Below are 14,423 nucleotides of genomic sequence, written 5' to 3' on the forward strand. Positions count from 1 at the left end.
TACCAAACCAAGTGTTATGCTTTAGAAAAGTAAAGGTCGTTGTCTGCGTTGTGTGTCCCTCAACTGATGTTGAAAAGGAGCCAGAGAACACAGACAACGACCCCATCTTCAAAAAGGTGCCAGAGAACAGGGACAACGACCCCATCTTCTAAACTTCCTTGGTGTGCGTAAACGTAATCTCCGGGAAGCGTTCTTGCGTGAGCGATAAATTCGCCATGGTGGGCGCTATGTAGGCTAGTGCATTACCGCCGTCGATGGAGAGGTTGTGTTGCGCTTTGCGTTGAAACTCTTCGAATTTCTTGGCGTCATCGCAATATACCCAGCGCGCGGTGGCAACCTGAATATTTTCGTACAGCGCTTCTACTTTGTACTCGGCGCGCAAGCGGTGCACAACCACATCAAACTGCAGCATACCCACGGCACCCACAATTAAATCGTTTGAAGCCAACGGGCGGAACACCTGTACCGCACCTTCTTCTGAAAGCTGCACCAAACCCTTCAATAATTGCTTCTGCTTCAACGGATCTTTTAAACGAATACGGCGGAATAACTCAGGCGCAAAGTTTGGAATACCGGTGAATTTGAATTCATCGCCCCATGTGAACGTATCCCCAATTTGAATCGTCCCGTGGTTATGCAAACCAATAATATCGCCCGGCCACGCTTCATCTACGTGCTCACGATCACCGGCAACACTTCAGAGTTCAGCACAAGACGTTATCACGGCATCAAACCGCTTTAGTGAGCTTGATCAGGCCAGCTACAGTCTATCAGGACAAAGGAACACGGATGGTGCGACGTTAACTCGATTAGCAGCGGATAATCCTGAAGTCATGGATTATTTAGGTCGCTATATGAACCAGCATGTTGAAGCAGGTAACCGATTACGTGAAAACCTTCCAATGTATCAGCGCTTGCTACCTGATGATAATCAGGCGTATGTGGCCGCAGCTATGGAGTCTTTAACCTATAGCAACTCCTCTACGCCCGCTGAACGAGACAATGACTATCAAGCAGCAATGACTGTTATGGCCATGGCTACCGGAGCCGATTTACGATCTATTCAGCCACGCTCTAATGAAGGCTTGTCATCAACGGCACCTACTTTTGGTGGCACTCAAAGCCAAGTTGAATCCGGTGTTCTGGGAGGCTATGAGGATGCTGCAACAGTTCAAACGCAGTTCAATTCGGCTCAATCTGCTTACCAAACCAATCTTTCTGGTGTAGATGGACAGCTGAATGCGCATCAGTAACAAGCCCAGCAGGCCGTAGCTTCTGACACAAGTACCTATCAATCTGGACTAAACAGTGAAGCTGGCTCTAAGTGGCGATCTCGCATTATGGCTGATGATAGCGGAGTCTCTGGTGCTGAAATGTTCTTCAACAGCGCCAGTGCTATTGGTGATTTCAGTGGCAAGCATACTGATGCAGCATTGCATACCTTGAATCATTTTGGCGAAGACTATGAGAGTTACAAGGAGCAAGCCCTTGCAGAACCTGGCTCACGAGGTTTCTTGCACAATGCAACTGTGGCCAGCAAATCAACATGGGATGGGTTAAAAGCAGCCGTTGATGCCGGAACCTCTTTGGAAAATCCTTTGACGGCGTTTAATGATGCATACAGTGGATCGAGTTCGCAGTATGCCTCCGAAGTTAACTGGGGCATTCGGTGCGGCAGTTAACAATCGATACGGTGAGTTCTTAGAACAGTACGCCGATGATTTTAAACAGGAAGCATACAGCGAAGGGCAGAGAATGGGATTGACCCCGATTCAAAGTCAAGTGTTTGCTCAAGCTTTCAATGAAGGTTTGGCGGGGCGCGTATTCAACTCTGAAGACTCATCGAGTTGGTCGCCTGAAATGCTAGGTCTAAGGGAGCAAATGCTAAATGAGTATCGTCAAAAGGATGAGAGTGGCGCTTACATTCCTGACAGTGTGTCCGAAGAAGATAAAGCATTTGTGGATAAGCAGATAGCGGTGATCTCAAATGCATCGCTTGCGGGAGATTATGCTCTGAACAACTTGATCGATATTAGGGCCTATAACCAGGCATCAGGAAGGAACTGAAAATAGAAGGTAGCCAGCTTGTGGTTGGCTGGCTATTTTTTTGGCTTTTTGGGATACCTTGGATAAAAGCCATCAAAAAACGAATGGAGCTTATACCAATACCATTTTTCTTCAATGCTCAAAGTTCTACCCGAATCTTTAACTTGGCTACTCAAGAATCTAATTCCAGTACAAATAGCTAAGAAAAAGAGTCCCAAACCAACAATTGTCCAACTCGCTTGCCAATATGCGATTGCTACAAGCATAGTGATTATGGCTATAAGTCCGATGGGATTACAGGTCGCTTTGAATCCCAAATAGCTGAAAAAAACGACGGTGCAGAACAGAAATGGTAAAGCCGCTAACTTGGCTGATGCTGTTAATATTTCTGATGGAAAAAAGTGAGCCGCAGCCAAAGTCGCCAGAAAAAGCCCCAGTGATATAACCCAGCAGCGTGCTGGTAAAGATTTAAGTAAGTTTGCCATCTTCTTAGTTCTCTCAAAGTGCACGGGCGGTGCACAATCAAATCATGCATCAGCATGTTAGTTCTCAAAAAGTGCTCTAGTGGTTTGCTCGGCCATAATCTCACACACAGGACATTTAAGCTGAATGCGCTGTTGAGATACCGTCAAATACAGACTACCGCATCGACACAGGTGTAAGGATGCAAGCTGAGATCTTAAATCGCGAGCTAGAACCCAACCTTCATTGATGGTCAGCTTTTTCCAGGGGATCTCAGCTGGAAGATCTGCTTCTTCTCTTGCAACCAAGTACGCATCGTAAGCCTTCATCAAAGCATCGATATTTAATTGCTTGTAGACATTGTCACCACCAATATTGACATAAAGCGCCATCAGCAGGGAGCCTTCAACTAAGGCTCTTCTGCTTTTAACAATGGCATCAGATTCTGGCAATTGACCTGGACAAGGTGACTTGCCTGTGACTTCTTTGTGCAGCCTTCTGATAATGTGGATTGGCAAACCAGTATCAAGCGCGATAATCGTTGTCCGAAATCCGTATTTAATAAGCAGCGAGGCTCGGGTAAATAGCTCACTTTTGGACAGGTTATCAATCATGCATCCCCCTTGTTGTTTAGGGTTGATAATAAATAAGCGATTCTTGGGATACCTGTGCCTTTGCTCTTCACCATCTCAATCAGTTGGCTTTGGTTACCCCTTGGTTGAAACAGCATGAATGATGAGGTCGCCACTCGTTGCAGGTCGTCAACACCAGCATTAATCAGAGCATCAACCACGTAGCGTGTAAGTCCAAAGCGCAAGACGGCCTCTTGCGGATCAATTCGCGCCAATTCTCGTGATGCGTGTAGGTACGCCAAATTTAATTGATAGAAGTCTTGTTGATTGGTTGTCATTGACGGACCTCCAGTTCATGTAAAATATTGCGATAGATAGAAAGCACTCTTTGCCCATACCAGCGTGCACGCTCTTCGTTCCAACTGTGATAGCGGCCTATGCCAAGCTCTAAATCATTTGGTGAAGACTTGATTGCTTCGGCCAAAATACTTGAGCCGACCGTAAGGTTGGTGATGGGGTCTATCAGTTCCGCTGCTGAGCTCACCCGATGTCCGTGCCAATGCAAATTGATTTGCATTAGGCCAATATCGAGCTGGTATTTTTCACTCTCTTGCAGTGCCTGGTTTAACAGTTGCTCTGCTTCGGTCTTAGATTTGGCGTAGGTTGCATTTGAACCATTGCGAATTGCGTATGGCCATGGACTAGTCATGTTGAGACCACGATGTGAGGCGGACTCAGCCAAGGCAACGGCGTAGAGCATGACAGGATCAATACCAACGCTTTGTGCTGCTTTTTCCCACTGATAGCCCGGAAACGCATAGACTGAAGTGCTTGCGGACATGGCTATCACTAGGGCAATGGTTTTTGCTTTAATTGTTTTCATTTTTGTCCTCTAATTGATTTCCGAGAAGCGCCTGAATGGCTTTCGGGCTTATTCTTTTTAAAGGCACTGCGCTAAAGTCGGCTATGCCTCTCGTATAAACTTGTGCCGCTTTTGACCAGTCGCCCACGGCAACAGGCGCTTGCATATCAAATCCTTTTTGCTGGTTCTGATGGTCTGCAATACCCTGTAATAGCCTTGGATATTCACCTACTTCGTCCCGCAGTAAGTAAGCCTGGTAGCGTGTTAAAAACTCTTTTTGCTTAAAGGGGTATTCCCTGTCGTCAACCTTGCAGAGTTCAACCCATCCCCCCATGTCTGAAATAACGCGGTGAATAAGCGCATCGTCAAACATCACTGATGTCCAAGCGCCAACCTGACGAACAGCCTTGTCAACTTTGTTCCAAGCAACCATGGCTCTTGAGCCCGAGTTGCCGTCGATATGCTTGATGACGTCAGCGGGCTTTGGAAAAAATTGCCCAGTATCCGGTGATTGAATATGCCGAGTCAGACCGATTCGCACTTCTTCAATGCTATAAGCACGAAGGGCTTCAAATGCGATGGATAGCAATTGCGGTGATACGCTTTTGCCATACATGGCCCAAGCGGCTCCCCAAACCTCAGCAAACTCGCGTTTATCAACCTCCTGCACTTGAACGAACCTCCCGAATACCTGGTCCGGCCCAGCTTTCGGCGATGCGGCGATTGCTTTCTTCAATATTCAATTGGTGATTGCTGCCCTTTAGGCTCGTCGATGATTGCTGTACTTCATCAATGCGAACGTACTCGTCTTCCCATTGCCGGTTTAAAAGCCAGTTATGTGGCATAGGGGTCTTAGTCCGATCTTGATACTGCAATCGGTTGTCTCGTTGCTCTTTCCAGCGTGTTAGCACTTCCAAGGCGAGTTCATGGTCTTCATTGAGGCCCATGCGAAGCCATTCTTCTTTGGCTTTCGCTTTTTTTTCTTTGCGTATTTGTACATCCCAGAAGTCTTCGAACTGTATGTGGTCAACAGTTTTAACTGTTGGCTTATTGCTTCTCTCAGAGTCATCCGACCGTTGAGAGTCCCTTACCGGGTTGCCATCAGGCATAAACAATGATGAAAATTCTTCTGGAAGCCGAGCTTGAAAAGCGGCAAGAGATTTCAAAAGCGATGCCATACCAACGAAGTCGGCAGGTACATCTTTAAGCAACCGAAAGGCTGCCTTACCTTGGTTAGGGTTTTCGATTGGGTTGTGCTTCAGAAAGCTCCGAATCAAAGTCCAACCGGATTCCTCGCAACGAATGAGGAACTGATCTCGTTCTAACTCACTTAACGCCTTGGCAACCTGTTGCTCTTCCCAGTTCAAGTCAGAAGCAACGTAACCAATCGGCAATCGAAAGCAGCCAAGCAAATTACAATGTGGGCATGTAAGCAAATACAGTCCTAGCAACTTCGCTGAGTCACTCCAGGACAAAACGTTTTGCTTTAGCCAAAAGCGGGTATAGACCTTGCCATAATCACGCATGGAGGAACTCGCTTTTGTGTTTACGTAAAATGCTGACCATTATTTGCCCTTAATCCTACTGGTTACTGGCTTTCAGCTCGCTTGGGCATTCGGGATAGATGTCCGGTCTTAACTGGGATCGGGTTACCTGTCCTTGCGTAGCTTGTTCGATGGGTAAAACGAATTCAGCGGGAACACGCCCTGATTTATTCAACCAAAACCAGACGTTTTGCTGTTTTGAGTTGATGGCTCGTGCTAATGCTGATTGCCCGCCGACCAAGTCAATGGCACGGCGGAGATGTTTTTGTGTCGTGTTGAACACTTCCATACCGTCTCCTGTTACAATAATAACTGTTACAAGATTGAATGTTACAGTTTAAACTGTAGGCAAGTCAACAGTTAAAATTGTTGAAAGGCTACAGTTTTATTTGTAGAATGCGGGCTTATGAAAACTTTATCCGAACGACTAAACCATGCCTTGCAGCTTACTGGGGTGACTCAGTCTGAGTTGGCTCGTCGCATTGGTATCAAACAGCAGTCGATCAGCCAGATTTGCTCTGGTAAATCGGCTAGGTCTCGTTACACCATGCAGATCGCGGAGGCGCTTCGCGTGAATGCTCATTGGCTCGCCACAGGTGATGGCGAGATTGGCTTGGGGGTCGGTAATGTAGAAGTCGGGCCTGATATTAAGGGAAGAATTCCTCTCATTAACTGGGTTCAGGCCGGTGATTGGACTGAAATAGCGGAGGGATTTGCCCATGAAGATGCTGAGGAGTGGCGTGAAGTCACTGGGAAAGCACATGAGGGTTGTTTCGCGCTTCGCGTAAAAGGCGACAGTATGGAAAATCCAAGCGGCAAAAAATCAATACCAGAAGGTGCTGTTATAGTTGTAGATCCTGATGCTCCTTACTCATCTGGTTCATTGGTTGTTGCGCGTTTGGATGATTCGAAAGAAGCAACCTTTAAGCAGTTAGTTATTGATGGTGAACAGAAGTACCTAAAACCTTTGAACCCGCAATACCCTGCAATACCGATCAACGGCAACTGCACCATCATCGGTGTAGTACGACAAGCTATCATCGATTTCTGGTAGCGAAGGAATTTGTGGTTTAGCCACAGTTGTTCATGAGCTGAAGAAGCAACGATTGCAAACAGCTACAACTGAGCATTGGCGCACGCTGAGAGTAAATGGTAACCGATTAGATAACCATTGATTGTTTATAAAGTCAATATCAGCGAAAATAGCGGCCAATTACGATTAACACGACGGATTTGACAAGCGAAGAACTGAAAAGAGAGTACTTCCAAAAGTGTGTACAAATCCGTGTACAAACTAAAAGAATTTATACATGGCAAACCAAGATTTTCTCAATGAAATCAACAAGCGAAGGACCTTTGCTATCATCTCGCACCCGGACGCCGGTAAAACAACCATCACCGAAAAAGTGCTGTTATACGGACAAGCATTGCAGACCGCCGGTACCGTTAAAGGTAAAAAGTCCGGCCAGCATGCTAAATCCGACTGGATGGAAATGGAAAAAGAGCGGGGGATCTCCGTTACAACGTCCGTTATGCAGTTTCCTTATGGTGATAACCTGGTTAACCTGCTGGATACCCCCGGGCACGAAGATTTCTCTGAAGATACTTATCGCACACTGACTGCCGTTGACTCTTGTCTGATGGTGATTGATGCGGCGAAAGGGGTTGAGGATCGCACCCGCAAACTGATGGAAGTTACCCGTTTACGTGATACGCCGATCATCACGTTTATGAACAAGCTGGACCGTGATATTCGCGATCCTATGGAACTACTGGATGAAGTGGAAACTGAGCTCAACATTGCCTGCGCGCCAGTTACCTGGCCGATTGGCTGTGGTAAGCAGTTTAAAGGGGTCTACCACATTCACCGTGATGAAACGATTTTGTATAAAACCGGTCAGGGCCATACCATTCAGGATGTTCAGATCATCAAAGGGCTGGACAACCCGGAGCTGGATGCGGCGGTAGGTGATGGCCTGGCAGCTGAGTTCCGTGACGAACTTGAGCTGGTAATGGGGGCGTCCAACGAGTTTGATCAGGAGCTGTTCCTGGCAGGTGAGATTACCCCGGTTTTCTTCGGTACTGCACTGGGTAACTTTGGTGTGGACCATATGCTCGATGGTCTGGTGGCCTGGGCGCCACAGCCACAAGGACGCGAAACGGATAACGGCAGTGTGGATGCACTGGCGCCTAAGTTCAGCGGCTTTGTATTTAAGATCCAGGCCAACATGGATCCTAAACACCGCGACCGTATTGCGTTTTGCCGGATAGTGTCAGGCAAATACGAAAAAGGCATGAAAATGCGGCATACGCGGATTGGTAAAGATGTGCGTATTTCCGACGCGCTTACCTTCTTAGCGGGCGACCGGGCATTGCTCGAAGAAGCTTACGCCGGCGACATCATCGGCCTGCACAATCACGGCTCTATCCGCATTGGTGACACCTTCTCATCAGGCGAAGATTACCGCTTTACCGGTATTCCTAACTTTGCGCCGGAACTGTTTAAACGTATTCGCCTGCGCGATCCGCTAAAAATGAAGCAATTGCAAAAAGGCCTTATTCAGTTGTCGGAGGAAGGCGCCGTACAGGTATTCCGCCCGTTGGCGAATAATGACCTGATTGTCGGTGCGGTAGGTGTACTGCAGTTCGATGTAGTAGTGGCGCGCCTTAAAGCCGAATACAACGTTGATGCACTGTATGAGCATGTCAGTGTGGCAACTGCCCGCTGGGTGTATTCTGACAGCGAGAAGAAGCTTGATGAATTCCGCCGCAAAGCCGAGCAAAACCTGGCCCTGGACGGTGGTGATAACTTAGCTTACGTTGCGCCAACCATGGTGAACCTGTCGCTGGCACAGGAACGCTACCCCGATATTGAATTTAGAACGACTCGCGAGCACTAGAGACCACAATGAATATTCACGCACTTCTTATTTCTCGTTTTTCTCAGGCCTTAAGTGACATGGGCATTACCGACGCGCCGGTTCCGGTAGCGCGCAGTGGCCGACCTGAGTTTGGTGAATATCAGTTTAATGGTGCCATGGCGCTGGCCAAGCAGCTTAAGCAAAAGCCCCGCGATATTGCCGGCACTATTTTAGAGCACGTAAAACTTGATGACGTGGCCAGCAAGCTTGAGATTGCCGGCCCGGGCTTTATTAACATTCATCTGGCCGACAGCTGGCTGGCACAGCAGTGTCAGCAGGCGCTAGAAGATACTCGCTCCGGCATTCCTTCTCAGGCCGCACAAACGGTAGTGGTGGACTATTCTTCACCGAACCTGGCTAAAGAGATGCACGTTGGACACCTGCGTACCACCATCATTGGCGACGCGGTGGTTAAACTGCTGGAGTTTCTTGGCCATAAGGTTATTCGCCAAAACCATATGGGCGACTGGGGCACGCAGTTTGGTATGCTGCTGGCGCACTTAAGCGATAAACTCAGCGCCAATGCCGTGGCCGAAACCGCACTTTCTGATCTGGAAAACTTTTACCGGGAAGCCAAAATCCGTTTCGACGAGGAAGAAGGCTTTGCCGACCGGGCCCGTGAATATGTAGTGAAACTGCAAAGCGGCGACCAGCAGTGTGCCGAGCTATGGCATTTGTTTATTGATGTGTCTATTTCACACAGTGAAGAAGTATATGCAAAACTCAATGTCAGCCTGACCCGCAAGGACATTATGGGCGAATCCGCCTATAACGAAGATCTGCCACACGTGGTAGCAGAGCTGAAAGAGAAGGGCATTGCTGTGGAAGATCAGGGCGCCCAGGTTGTGTTCCTTGAAGAGCTGGCCGACAAAGAAGGCAACCCGGCAGTGTATATCGTACAAAAATCCGGTGGTGGATACCTGTATGCGACCACGGATTTGGCGGCAATGCGCTATCGCAGCGGAAAATTGGGCGCAGACCGCACCCTGATCCTGACCGATGCCCGCCAGGCGCTGCACTTTAAACAAACTGAAATTGTCGGTCGCAAAGCCGGCTTTATGCAGCCAGAACAAACTTACGAACACTGCCCGTTCGGTATGATGCTCGGTAGTGACGGCAAGCCGTTTAAAACCCGCAGTGGTGGTACCGTTAAACTGGTAGAGCTGCTGGATGAAGCGGTTGAGCGTGCGCGTAAATTGCTGGCCGAGAGAGATACTGGTTTAACCGCTGACGAACTTAACGACGTTGCCCGCAAAGTGGGCATCGGTGCCGTTAAGTACGCCGATTTAAGTAAAAACCGTACCACCGATTATGTATTCAACTGGGATACTATGCTGAGCTTTGAAGGCAATACTGCGCCTTATCTGCAATATGCTTACACTCGGGTGCAGAGCTTGTTCCGCAAGGCTGAGGTGAGTCCTACCGCACTGAATGCCACCATCAGCATCGAACATGCTCAGGAGCATGCGCTGGCGGTGCAGTTGTTGCAACTGGAAGAACAACTGAATGTTGTCGCCCGAGATGCAACGCCTCATGTGTTGTGTAGCTATTTATATGATTTGGCCAGCCACTTTATGAGCTTTTATGAAGCTTGCCCGGTATTAAAGAGTGATGTGCCTGAAGCCACCCGAAACAGTCGTTTAGCCTTGTCGGCACTGGTTGCCAAAGAGCTGAAACTGGGCCTTGAGCTGCTGGGCATCGAAACACTGGAAAAAATGTAAGGCTGATAAACGCCCCACACTCACTTTGTTAATAAGGAAGACATCATGGTTAAAGTACTGGCATTCTCAGGTAGTACCCGTAACGGCTCTTTAAATCAGGCGTTGGTGGAAAACGCCGCCGATGCCGCGCGCGAAGCGGGCGCAGAGGTTACGGTAATTAACCTGGCTGACTATGCGATGCCTATCTTTAATCAGGATGAGGAAGACGAGTACGGTATTCCCGAGCGGGCTCAGGCATTTAAACAATTGCTTATCGATCACGATGCGTTTTTGATTGCCAGCCCGGAGTACAATAGCAGTTACCCGGCGGTGCTGAAAAATGCCATCGACTGGGCGTCGCGCAAAGCCGGTGATGAAGCCGTGCTGGCCGCCTACAAAAACAAAGTGGTTGGCTTAATGGCTGCTTCGCCAGGCGCGCTGGGCGGAATGCGTGTTCTGGTGGTACTGCGCATGCTGATGCAAAACCTGATGTGTGTGGTGACGCCTGTGCAGGTGTCAGTAGCCAAAGCGGCCGACAAATTGGACGACGCCGGCAAGCTTACCGACGATACTGCTAAGAAGCAGTTAGCTAACTTAGCCTCGCAAGTGGTCTCCATGGCTGAAAAGCTTAAGGATTAACCGCACTCTGCCTGCGCACTTTGCATACAAAACGACTGTTAAAAGCAGGCCAAATCCGGTACTATCCGTGCCCTTAAAAATGAATCAGTTAAAAGGTCATTATGTTTGAAGTAAACCCTGTGCTAAATGCGATTCGGGATATCCGTGAGCGTACTGCAGCGCTTCGGGGGTATCTTTGACTTTGATGTAAAGTCAGAGCGCTTAGAAGAAGTTAACCGCGAACTCGAAAGTCCCGACGTTTGGAATGAGCCGGAGCGAGCTCAGGCCCTCGGTAAAGAAAAAGTCGCCCTTGAGCAGGTGGTAGAAACCATTGTTAACCTGGAGCAGGGTGCCGAAGACGTTGATGGTTTGGTCGAGCTGGCCGTAGAAGCCGAAGATGAAGAAACCTTTATCGAGGCACAGGGTGAGTTGGATGGCCTGATTGCGCAACTGGAAACCCTTGAGTTTCGCCGTATGTTTGCCGGCCCGAATGATACCTGTGATTGCTATCTGGATATTCAGTCAGGCTCTGGTGGTACCGAAGCCCAGGACTGGGCCAATATGCTACTCAGAATGTACCTGCGCTGGGGTGAAGAGCACGGCTTTAAAACCGAACTTATTGAGGTCTCTGATGGCGACGTGGCAGGCATTAAAAGTGCTACCGTACGCTTTGAAGGCGAGTATGCCTTTGGTTGGCTACGCACCGAAACCGGTGTTCATCGTCTGGTACGTAAGTCGCCTTTTGATTCGGGTAACCGCCGCCACACTTCTTTTGCGTCGGCCTTTGTTTACCCTGAAATTGATGATGATATTGAAATCGATATCAATCCGTCTGATTTACGCATAGACACCTACCGTGCCTCTGGTGCTGGTGGTCAGCACGTTAACCGGACCGACTCGGCGGTACGTATTACCCACGAACCAACGGGTATTGTGGTGCAGTGTCAGAACGACCGTTCACAGCATAAAAACAAAGATCAGGCGATGAAGCAGTTAAAAGCCAAGCTCTATGAGTATGAACTGCAAAAGCAAAACGCCGAAAAGCAAGCCATGGAAGACAACAAATCCGATATCGGCTGGGGCAGTCAGATCCGCTCTTACGTGCTGGATGACTCGCGCATTAAGGATTTGCGCACCGGTGTTGAAACCCGTAATACCCAGGCCGTTCTGGACGGTGGGTTAGATAAATTTATTGAAGCCAGCCTGAAATCGGGGCTGTAGTAACTCAACTTTAAGTGAACAGACTATGAGCGAACAACAACTCGACGAAAATAAACTGATTGCCGAGCGCCGCGCCAAATTAAGCGCTATCCGCGAAAACTGTCGCGCTAACGGTTTTCCGAATGGCTTCCGTCGCGAAAATTATGCCGAGGAACTGCAAGGTCAGTTCGGTGAGCTGGATAAAGAAACTCTCGAAACCCAGGACAACCGGGTAAGTATCGCAGGCCGTGTAATGGCCAAACGTGGCCCGTTCCTGTTGTTACAGGATATGACCGGCCGCATTCAGGCTTATGCTGATAAAGCCACGCAAAAAGACATTAAAGCCCGCTATGGTTCACTGGATATTGGTGACATCATTGGCGTGGCCGGTGCATTGCACAAATCCGGTAAGGGTGATTTATATGTAAATATGGCCAGCTACGAACTGCTGACCAAATCACTGCGCCCGTTACCTGAAAAATTCCATGGTTTAACCGATCAGGAAACCAAGTATCGTCAGCGTTACGTGGACCTTATCACCAGTGAAAAGACCCGCGAAACCTTTGTGGTGCGCAGCAAAATTGTTAACGGTATCCGCAATTTCCTCACCACTCGTAACTACATTGAAGTAGAAACGCCCATGTTGCAGGTTATCCCTGGCGGGGCGACAGCGAAGCCGTTTGTGACTCATCACAACTCGCTGGATATCGATATGTATTTACGTATTGCACCAGAACTGTACCTTAAGCGTCTGGTTGTAGGTGGCTTCGAACGTGTGTTCGAGATTAACCGTAACTTCCGTAACGAAGGGCTATCTACCCGTCACAACCCGGAATTTACCATGCTGGAATTCTATCAGGCCTACGCAGATTACAACGATCTGATGAACCTGACCGAAGACATGCTGCGTACGCTGGCTGAAGATATCCTGGGTACCACCGAACTGGTGAATACCGTGCGTGATACGGAAGGCAACGTAGTAGAAGAAAAACACTACGACTTTGGTAAACCTTTCGACCGCCTGAGTATGGGTGAAGCCATCCTGAAATACTGGCCAGAAGCAAATGAAGCCGCTATCCGTGACCCGGAAGCACACCTCGATGAGCTGAAAGCCATGGCGAAACAGCTGCACATTAAAGAGCCCGAAGTCGATGGGATCTGGGGTGCCGGTAAATATCTGTGCGAAATTTTTGAAGCGACTGCCGAAGAAAAACTCGAACAGCCCACGTTTATTACTGAATACCCGTGGGAAGTTTCCCCGCTGGCCCGTCGTAACGATGCCAATCCGTTTATTACCGACCGTTTTGAGTTTTTCGTGGGCGGCCGCGAACTGGCCAATGGTTTCAGCGAACTCAATGATCCGGAAGATCAGGCTGAGCGTTTCCGCAAGCAGGTGGAAGAAAAAGACGCCGGCGACGATGAAGCCATGCATTACGACGAAGACTACATCCGTGCACTGGAGTTTGGTTTACCACCAACGGCAGGTGAGGGGATCGGTATCGACCGTCTGACCATGCTGTTTACTGACAGCCCGACGATTAAAGACGTTATCCTGTTCCCGCATATGAAACCGGAAGTGCAGGCTCAGGACGCTGAATAAGCGCTAAAGCGCTTTTATAGCTTTGCATAAAAGGGTATTGATGGGCACATCAATACCCTTTTTCTTTGCCTGTTTAACAATGTAGCCGTTGATGCCCTCTATCTCGGTGGTGCGTTTGTAAATCACATCCTGATGCATGCTGGAAAAGTTCTCTGCGGTACGTTCGATCACGTTAAATACCAGTTCGGTGATGGTATTTACCTCAAGCTCTATCTTGCAAGCTCTGGCAACGGCACACACTTCTTCACACACGGCGGTAATGGTTTCTGCGTATTGCACTGCCAGCAGGCCGCCGTTGGGCATATTGTTAAGCGCGGTTAACGGGTTGATGGCGCAGTTAACCGCGAGTTTTTGCCAGAGTGCGGTTTCGATATCATCACGCCAGGTCACCGGGCCGATACAGCGATTCATCATTTCGGCAATATGGGTATTCAGCAGCGTTGAGGTAGTGTGGCAGGGCGAGCTACCCAACATGGTTTCCCCTTTGCCGGTATGCCTGATACGGGTTGCCGATGTTTTGAGTGCGCCATGGCTGGTGGTGGCCAGAAATACCGGGTTATCCGGCAGATATTTGGCTGCCAGTTCCATCCCGCCCATACCGTTATGCAGCAATACAACCGGCGTATCTGGCAATAGTTTATGCCGCCAGGTTTTTAACGCTTCTTTAAGTTGCGTTACCTTAAGCGGGACTATCAATAAATCGCTAGCGGTGAGTGCCTTGTCTGCACAGTCTAGCGGTTCGAGGCTTACCGATTCCCCGTTCAACAACTCCACATGGTTAAGCGTGGTGCTGCCAGGCCTTGACCATAATCGATAAGGTGTCGCGGATAACTGTGCACCCACTGCACAAAGCCCGCCAATAGCACCGCTGCCGAGAATATTCACCGTCATGGTCATA

The 14,423-nt window shown here is 48.8% G+C and carries 14 protein-coding genes and 2 pseudogenes; 7 read left to right on the forward strand and 9 right to left on the reverse strand.

Annotation, left to right across the window (positions count from 1 at the left end; translation table 11 throughout):
- Positions 1-148: 148 nt before the first annotated feature.
- A pseudogene (prfC, locus tag AC566Q_RS08505) lies at positions 149-694 on the reverse strand (peptide chain release factor 3); the annotation flags it as partial.
- Between prfC (AC566Q_RS08505) and AC566Q_RS08510 the strand changes: the two are divergent.
- A pseudogene (locus tag AC566Q_RS08510) lies at positions 693-2,067 on the forward strand (conjugal transfer protein TraG N-terminal domain-containing protein); the annotation flags it as partial. The pseudogenes prfC (AC566Q_RS08505) and AC566Q_RS08510 sit on opposite strands and share 2 nt — an antisense overlap.
- Before the next feature lie 32 nt (positions 2,068-2,099).
- On the opposite strand, the gene eexS reads toward AC566Q_RS08510, so the two are convergent.
- Genes eexS through AC566Q_RS08545 form a run of 7 tightly spaced genes read right to left on the reverse strand, consistent with a single transcriptional unit; the run spans position 2,100 to position 5,775 of the window.
- A complete protein-coding gene (eexS, locus tag AC566Q_RS08515) occupies positions 2,100-2,531 on the reverse strand; it encodes an entry exclusion protein EexS (protein WP_499615742.1) in 432 nt (143 codons plus the stop codon).
- 57 nt (positions 2,532-2,588) lie between these two features.
- On the reverse strand, positions 2,589-3,122 hold the full coding sequence (locus AC566Q_RS08520) for a FlhC family transcriptional regulator (RefSeq protein WP_032479643.1): 534 nt from the start codon (positions 3,120-3,122) through the stop codon (positions 2,589-2,591).
- Entirely contained in the window at positions 3,119-3,418 is a 300-nt protein-coding gene (locus tag AC566Q_RS08525; RefSeq protein ID WP_499615745.1) for a flagellar transcriptional regulator FlhD, read from the reverse strand. Before AC566Q_RS08525 ends, AC566Q_RS08520 begins: the two co-directional genes overlap by 4 nt.
- Positions 3,415-3,963 carry a lytic transglycosylase domain-containing protein gene (locus AC566Q_RS08530; protein WP_499615749.1) on the reverse strand — a complete coding sequence of 183 codons (549 nt, stop codon included), beginning with the start codon at positions 3,961-3,963 and terminating at the stop codon, positions 3,415-3,417. The genes AC566Q_RS08525 and AC566Q_RS08530 overlap by 4 nt, the downstream gene beginning before the upstream one ends.
- Positions 3,950-4,612, reverse strand: coding sequence for a DUF6475 domain-containing protein (locus tag AC566Q_RS08535; RefSeq protein WP_498304302.1), 663 nt, complete (start codon positions 4,610-4,612; stop codon positions 3,950-3,952). Before AC566Q_RS08535 ends, AC566Q_RS08530 begins: the two co-directional genes overlap by 14 nt.
- Positions 4,599-5,468: a hypothetical protein gene (locus AC566Q_RS08540; RefSeq protein ID WP_499615753.1), complete on the reverse strand. Its 870-nt coding sequence runs from the start codon at positions 5,466-5,468 to the stop codon at positions 4,599-4,601. Before AC566Q_RS08540 ends, AC566Q_RS08535 begins: the two co-directional genes overlap by 14 nt.
- 55 nt (positions 5,469-5,523) lie before the next feature.
- Complete coding sequence (locus AC566Q_RS08545) at positions 5,524-5,775, reverse strand: helix-turn-helix domain-containing protein (protein WP_000451746.1); 252 nt, start codon at positions 5,773-5,775, stop codon at positions 5,524-5,526.
- Positions 5,776-5,892: 117 nt separating this feature from the next.
- Between AC566Q_RS08545 and AC566Q_RS08550 the strand changes: the two genes are divergently transcribed.
- The 6 genes from AC566Q_RS08550 (at position 5,893) to lysS (ending at position 13,525) form a co-directional block, all read left to right on the forward strand.
- Positions 5,893-6,540: a LexA family protein gene (locus AC566Q_RS08550; protein ID WP_499615756.1), complete on the forward strand. Its 648-nt coding sequence runs from the start codon at positions 5,893-5,895 to the stop codon at positions 6,538-6,540.
- Positions 6,541-6,796: 256 nt separating this feature from the next.
- Positions 6,797-8,386 carry a peptide chain release factor 3 gene (prfC, locus tag AC566Q_RS08555; protein ID WP_499615759.1) on the forward strand — a complete coding sequence of 530 codons (1,590 nt, stop codon included), beginning with the start codon at positions 6,797-6,799 and terminating at the stop codon, positions 8,384-8,386.
- 8 nt (positions 8,387-8,394) lie between these two features.
- Positions 8,395-10,128, forward strand: a complete 1,734-nt coding sequence (argS, locus tag AC566Q_RS08560) for an arginine--tRNA ligase (RefSeq protein ID WP_499615762.1) — start codon at positions 8,395-8,397, stop codon at positions 10,126-10,128.
- 45 nt (positions 10,129-10,173) lie between these two features.
- Positions 10,174-10,746, forward strand: a complete 573-nt coding sequence (locus AC566Q_RS08565; RefSeq protein WP_499615764.1) for an NADPH-dependent FMN reductase — start codon at positions 10,174-10,176, stop codon at positions 10,744-10,746.
- Positions 10,747-10,847: 101 nt separating this feature from the next.
- Positions 10,848-11,946 (forward strand): peptide chain release factor 2 gene (gene prfB, locus AC566Q_RS08570; protein ID WP_499615768.1). Its coding sequence is split into 2 segments (ribosomal slippage): positions 10,848-10,922 and positions 10,924-11,946, totalling 1,098 coding nucleotides; the frame shifts between segments, so codons are not numbered across the junction.
- 25 nt (positions 11,947-11,971) lie between these two features.
- Entirely contained in the window at positions 11,972-13,525 is a 1,554-nt protein-coding gene (gene lysS, locus AC566Q_RS08575) for a lysine--tRNA ligase (protein ID WP_499615771.1), read from the forward strand.
- Positions 13,526-13,528: 3 nt separating this feature from the next.
- On the opposite strand, the gene AC566Q_RS08580 is transcribed toward lysS, so the two are convergent.
- Complete coding sequence (locus tag AC566Q_RS08580; protein ID WP_499615777.1) at positions 13,529-14,422, reverse strand: ketopantoate reductase family protein; 894 nt, start codon at positions 14,420-14,422, stop codon at positions 13,529-13,531.
- Between the last annotated feature and the right edge of the window lies 1 nt (position 14,423).

Source organism: Alteromonas sp. H02, from assembly GCF_059682525.1.

What these genes read in the sequence shown, in the direction of transcription:
- eexS (WP_499615742.1), bottom strand. Translation starts at nt 2,531, where the DNA reads ATGGCAAACTTACTTAAATCTTTACCAGCACGCTGCTGGGTTATATCA.
- AC566Q_RS08520 (WP_032479643.1), bottom strand. Translation starts at nt 3,122, where the DNA reads ATGATTGATAACCTGTCCAAAAGTGAGCTATTTACCCGAGCCTCGCTG.
- AC566Q_RS08525 (WP_499615745.1), bottom strand. Translation starts at nt 3,418, where the DNA reads ATGACAACCAATCAACAAGACTTCTATCAATTAAATTTGGCGTACCTA.
- AC566Q_RS08530 (WP_499615749.1), bottom strand. Translation starts at nt 3,963, where the DNA reads ATGAAAACAATTAAAGCAAAAACCATTGCCCTAGTGATAGCCATGTCC.
- AC566Q_RS08540 (WP_499615753.1), bottom strand. Translation starts at nt 5,468, where the DNA reads ATGCGTGATTATGGCAAGGTCTATACCCGCTTTTGGCTAAAGCAAAAC.
- AC566Q_RS08545 (WP_000451746.1), bottom strand. Translation starts at nt 5,775, where the DNA reads ATGGAAGTGTTCAACACGACACAAAAACATCTCCGCCGTGCCATTGAC.
- AC566Q_RS08550 (WP_499615756.1), top strand. Translation starts at nt 5,893, where the DNA reads ATGAAAACTTTATCCGAACGACTAAACCATGCCTTGCAGCTTACTGGG.
- prfC (WP_499615759.1), top strand. Translation starts at nt 6,797, where the DNA reads ATGGCAAACCAAGATTTTCTCAATGAAATCAACAAGCGAAGGACCTTT.
- argS (WP_499615762.1), top strand. Translation starts at nt 8,395, where the DNA reads ATGAATATTCACGCACTTCTTATTTCTCGTTTTTCTCAGGCCTTAAGT.
- AC566Q_RS08565 (WP_499615764.1), top strand. Translation starts at nt 10,174, where the DNA reads ATGGTTAAAGTACTGGCATTCTCAGGTAGTACCCGTAACGGCTCTTTA.
- lysS (WP_499615771.1), top strand. Translation starts at nt 11,972, where the DNA reads ATGAGCGAACAACAACTCGACGAAAATAAACTGATTGCCGAGCGCCGC.
- AC566Q_RS08580 (WP_499615777.1), bottom strand. Translation starts at nt 14,422, where the DNA reads ATGACCATGACGGTGAATATTCTCGGCAGCGGTGCTATTGGCGGGCTT.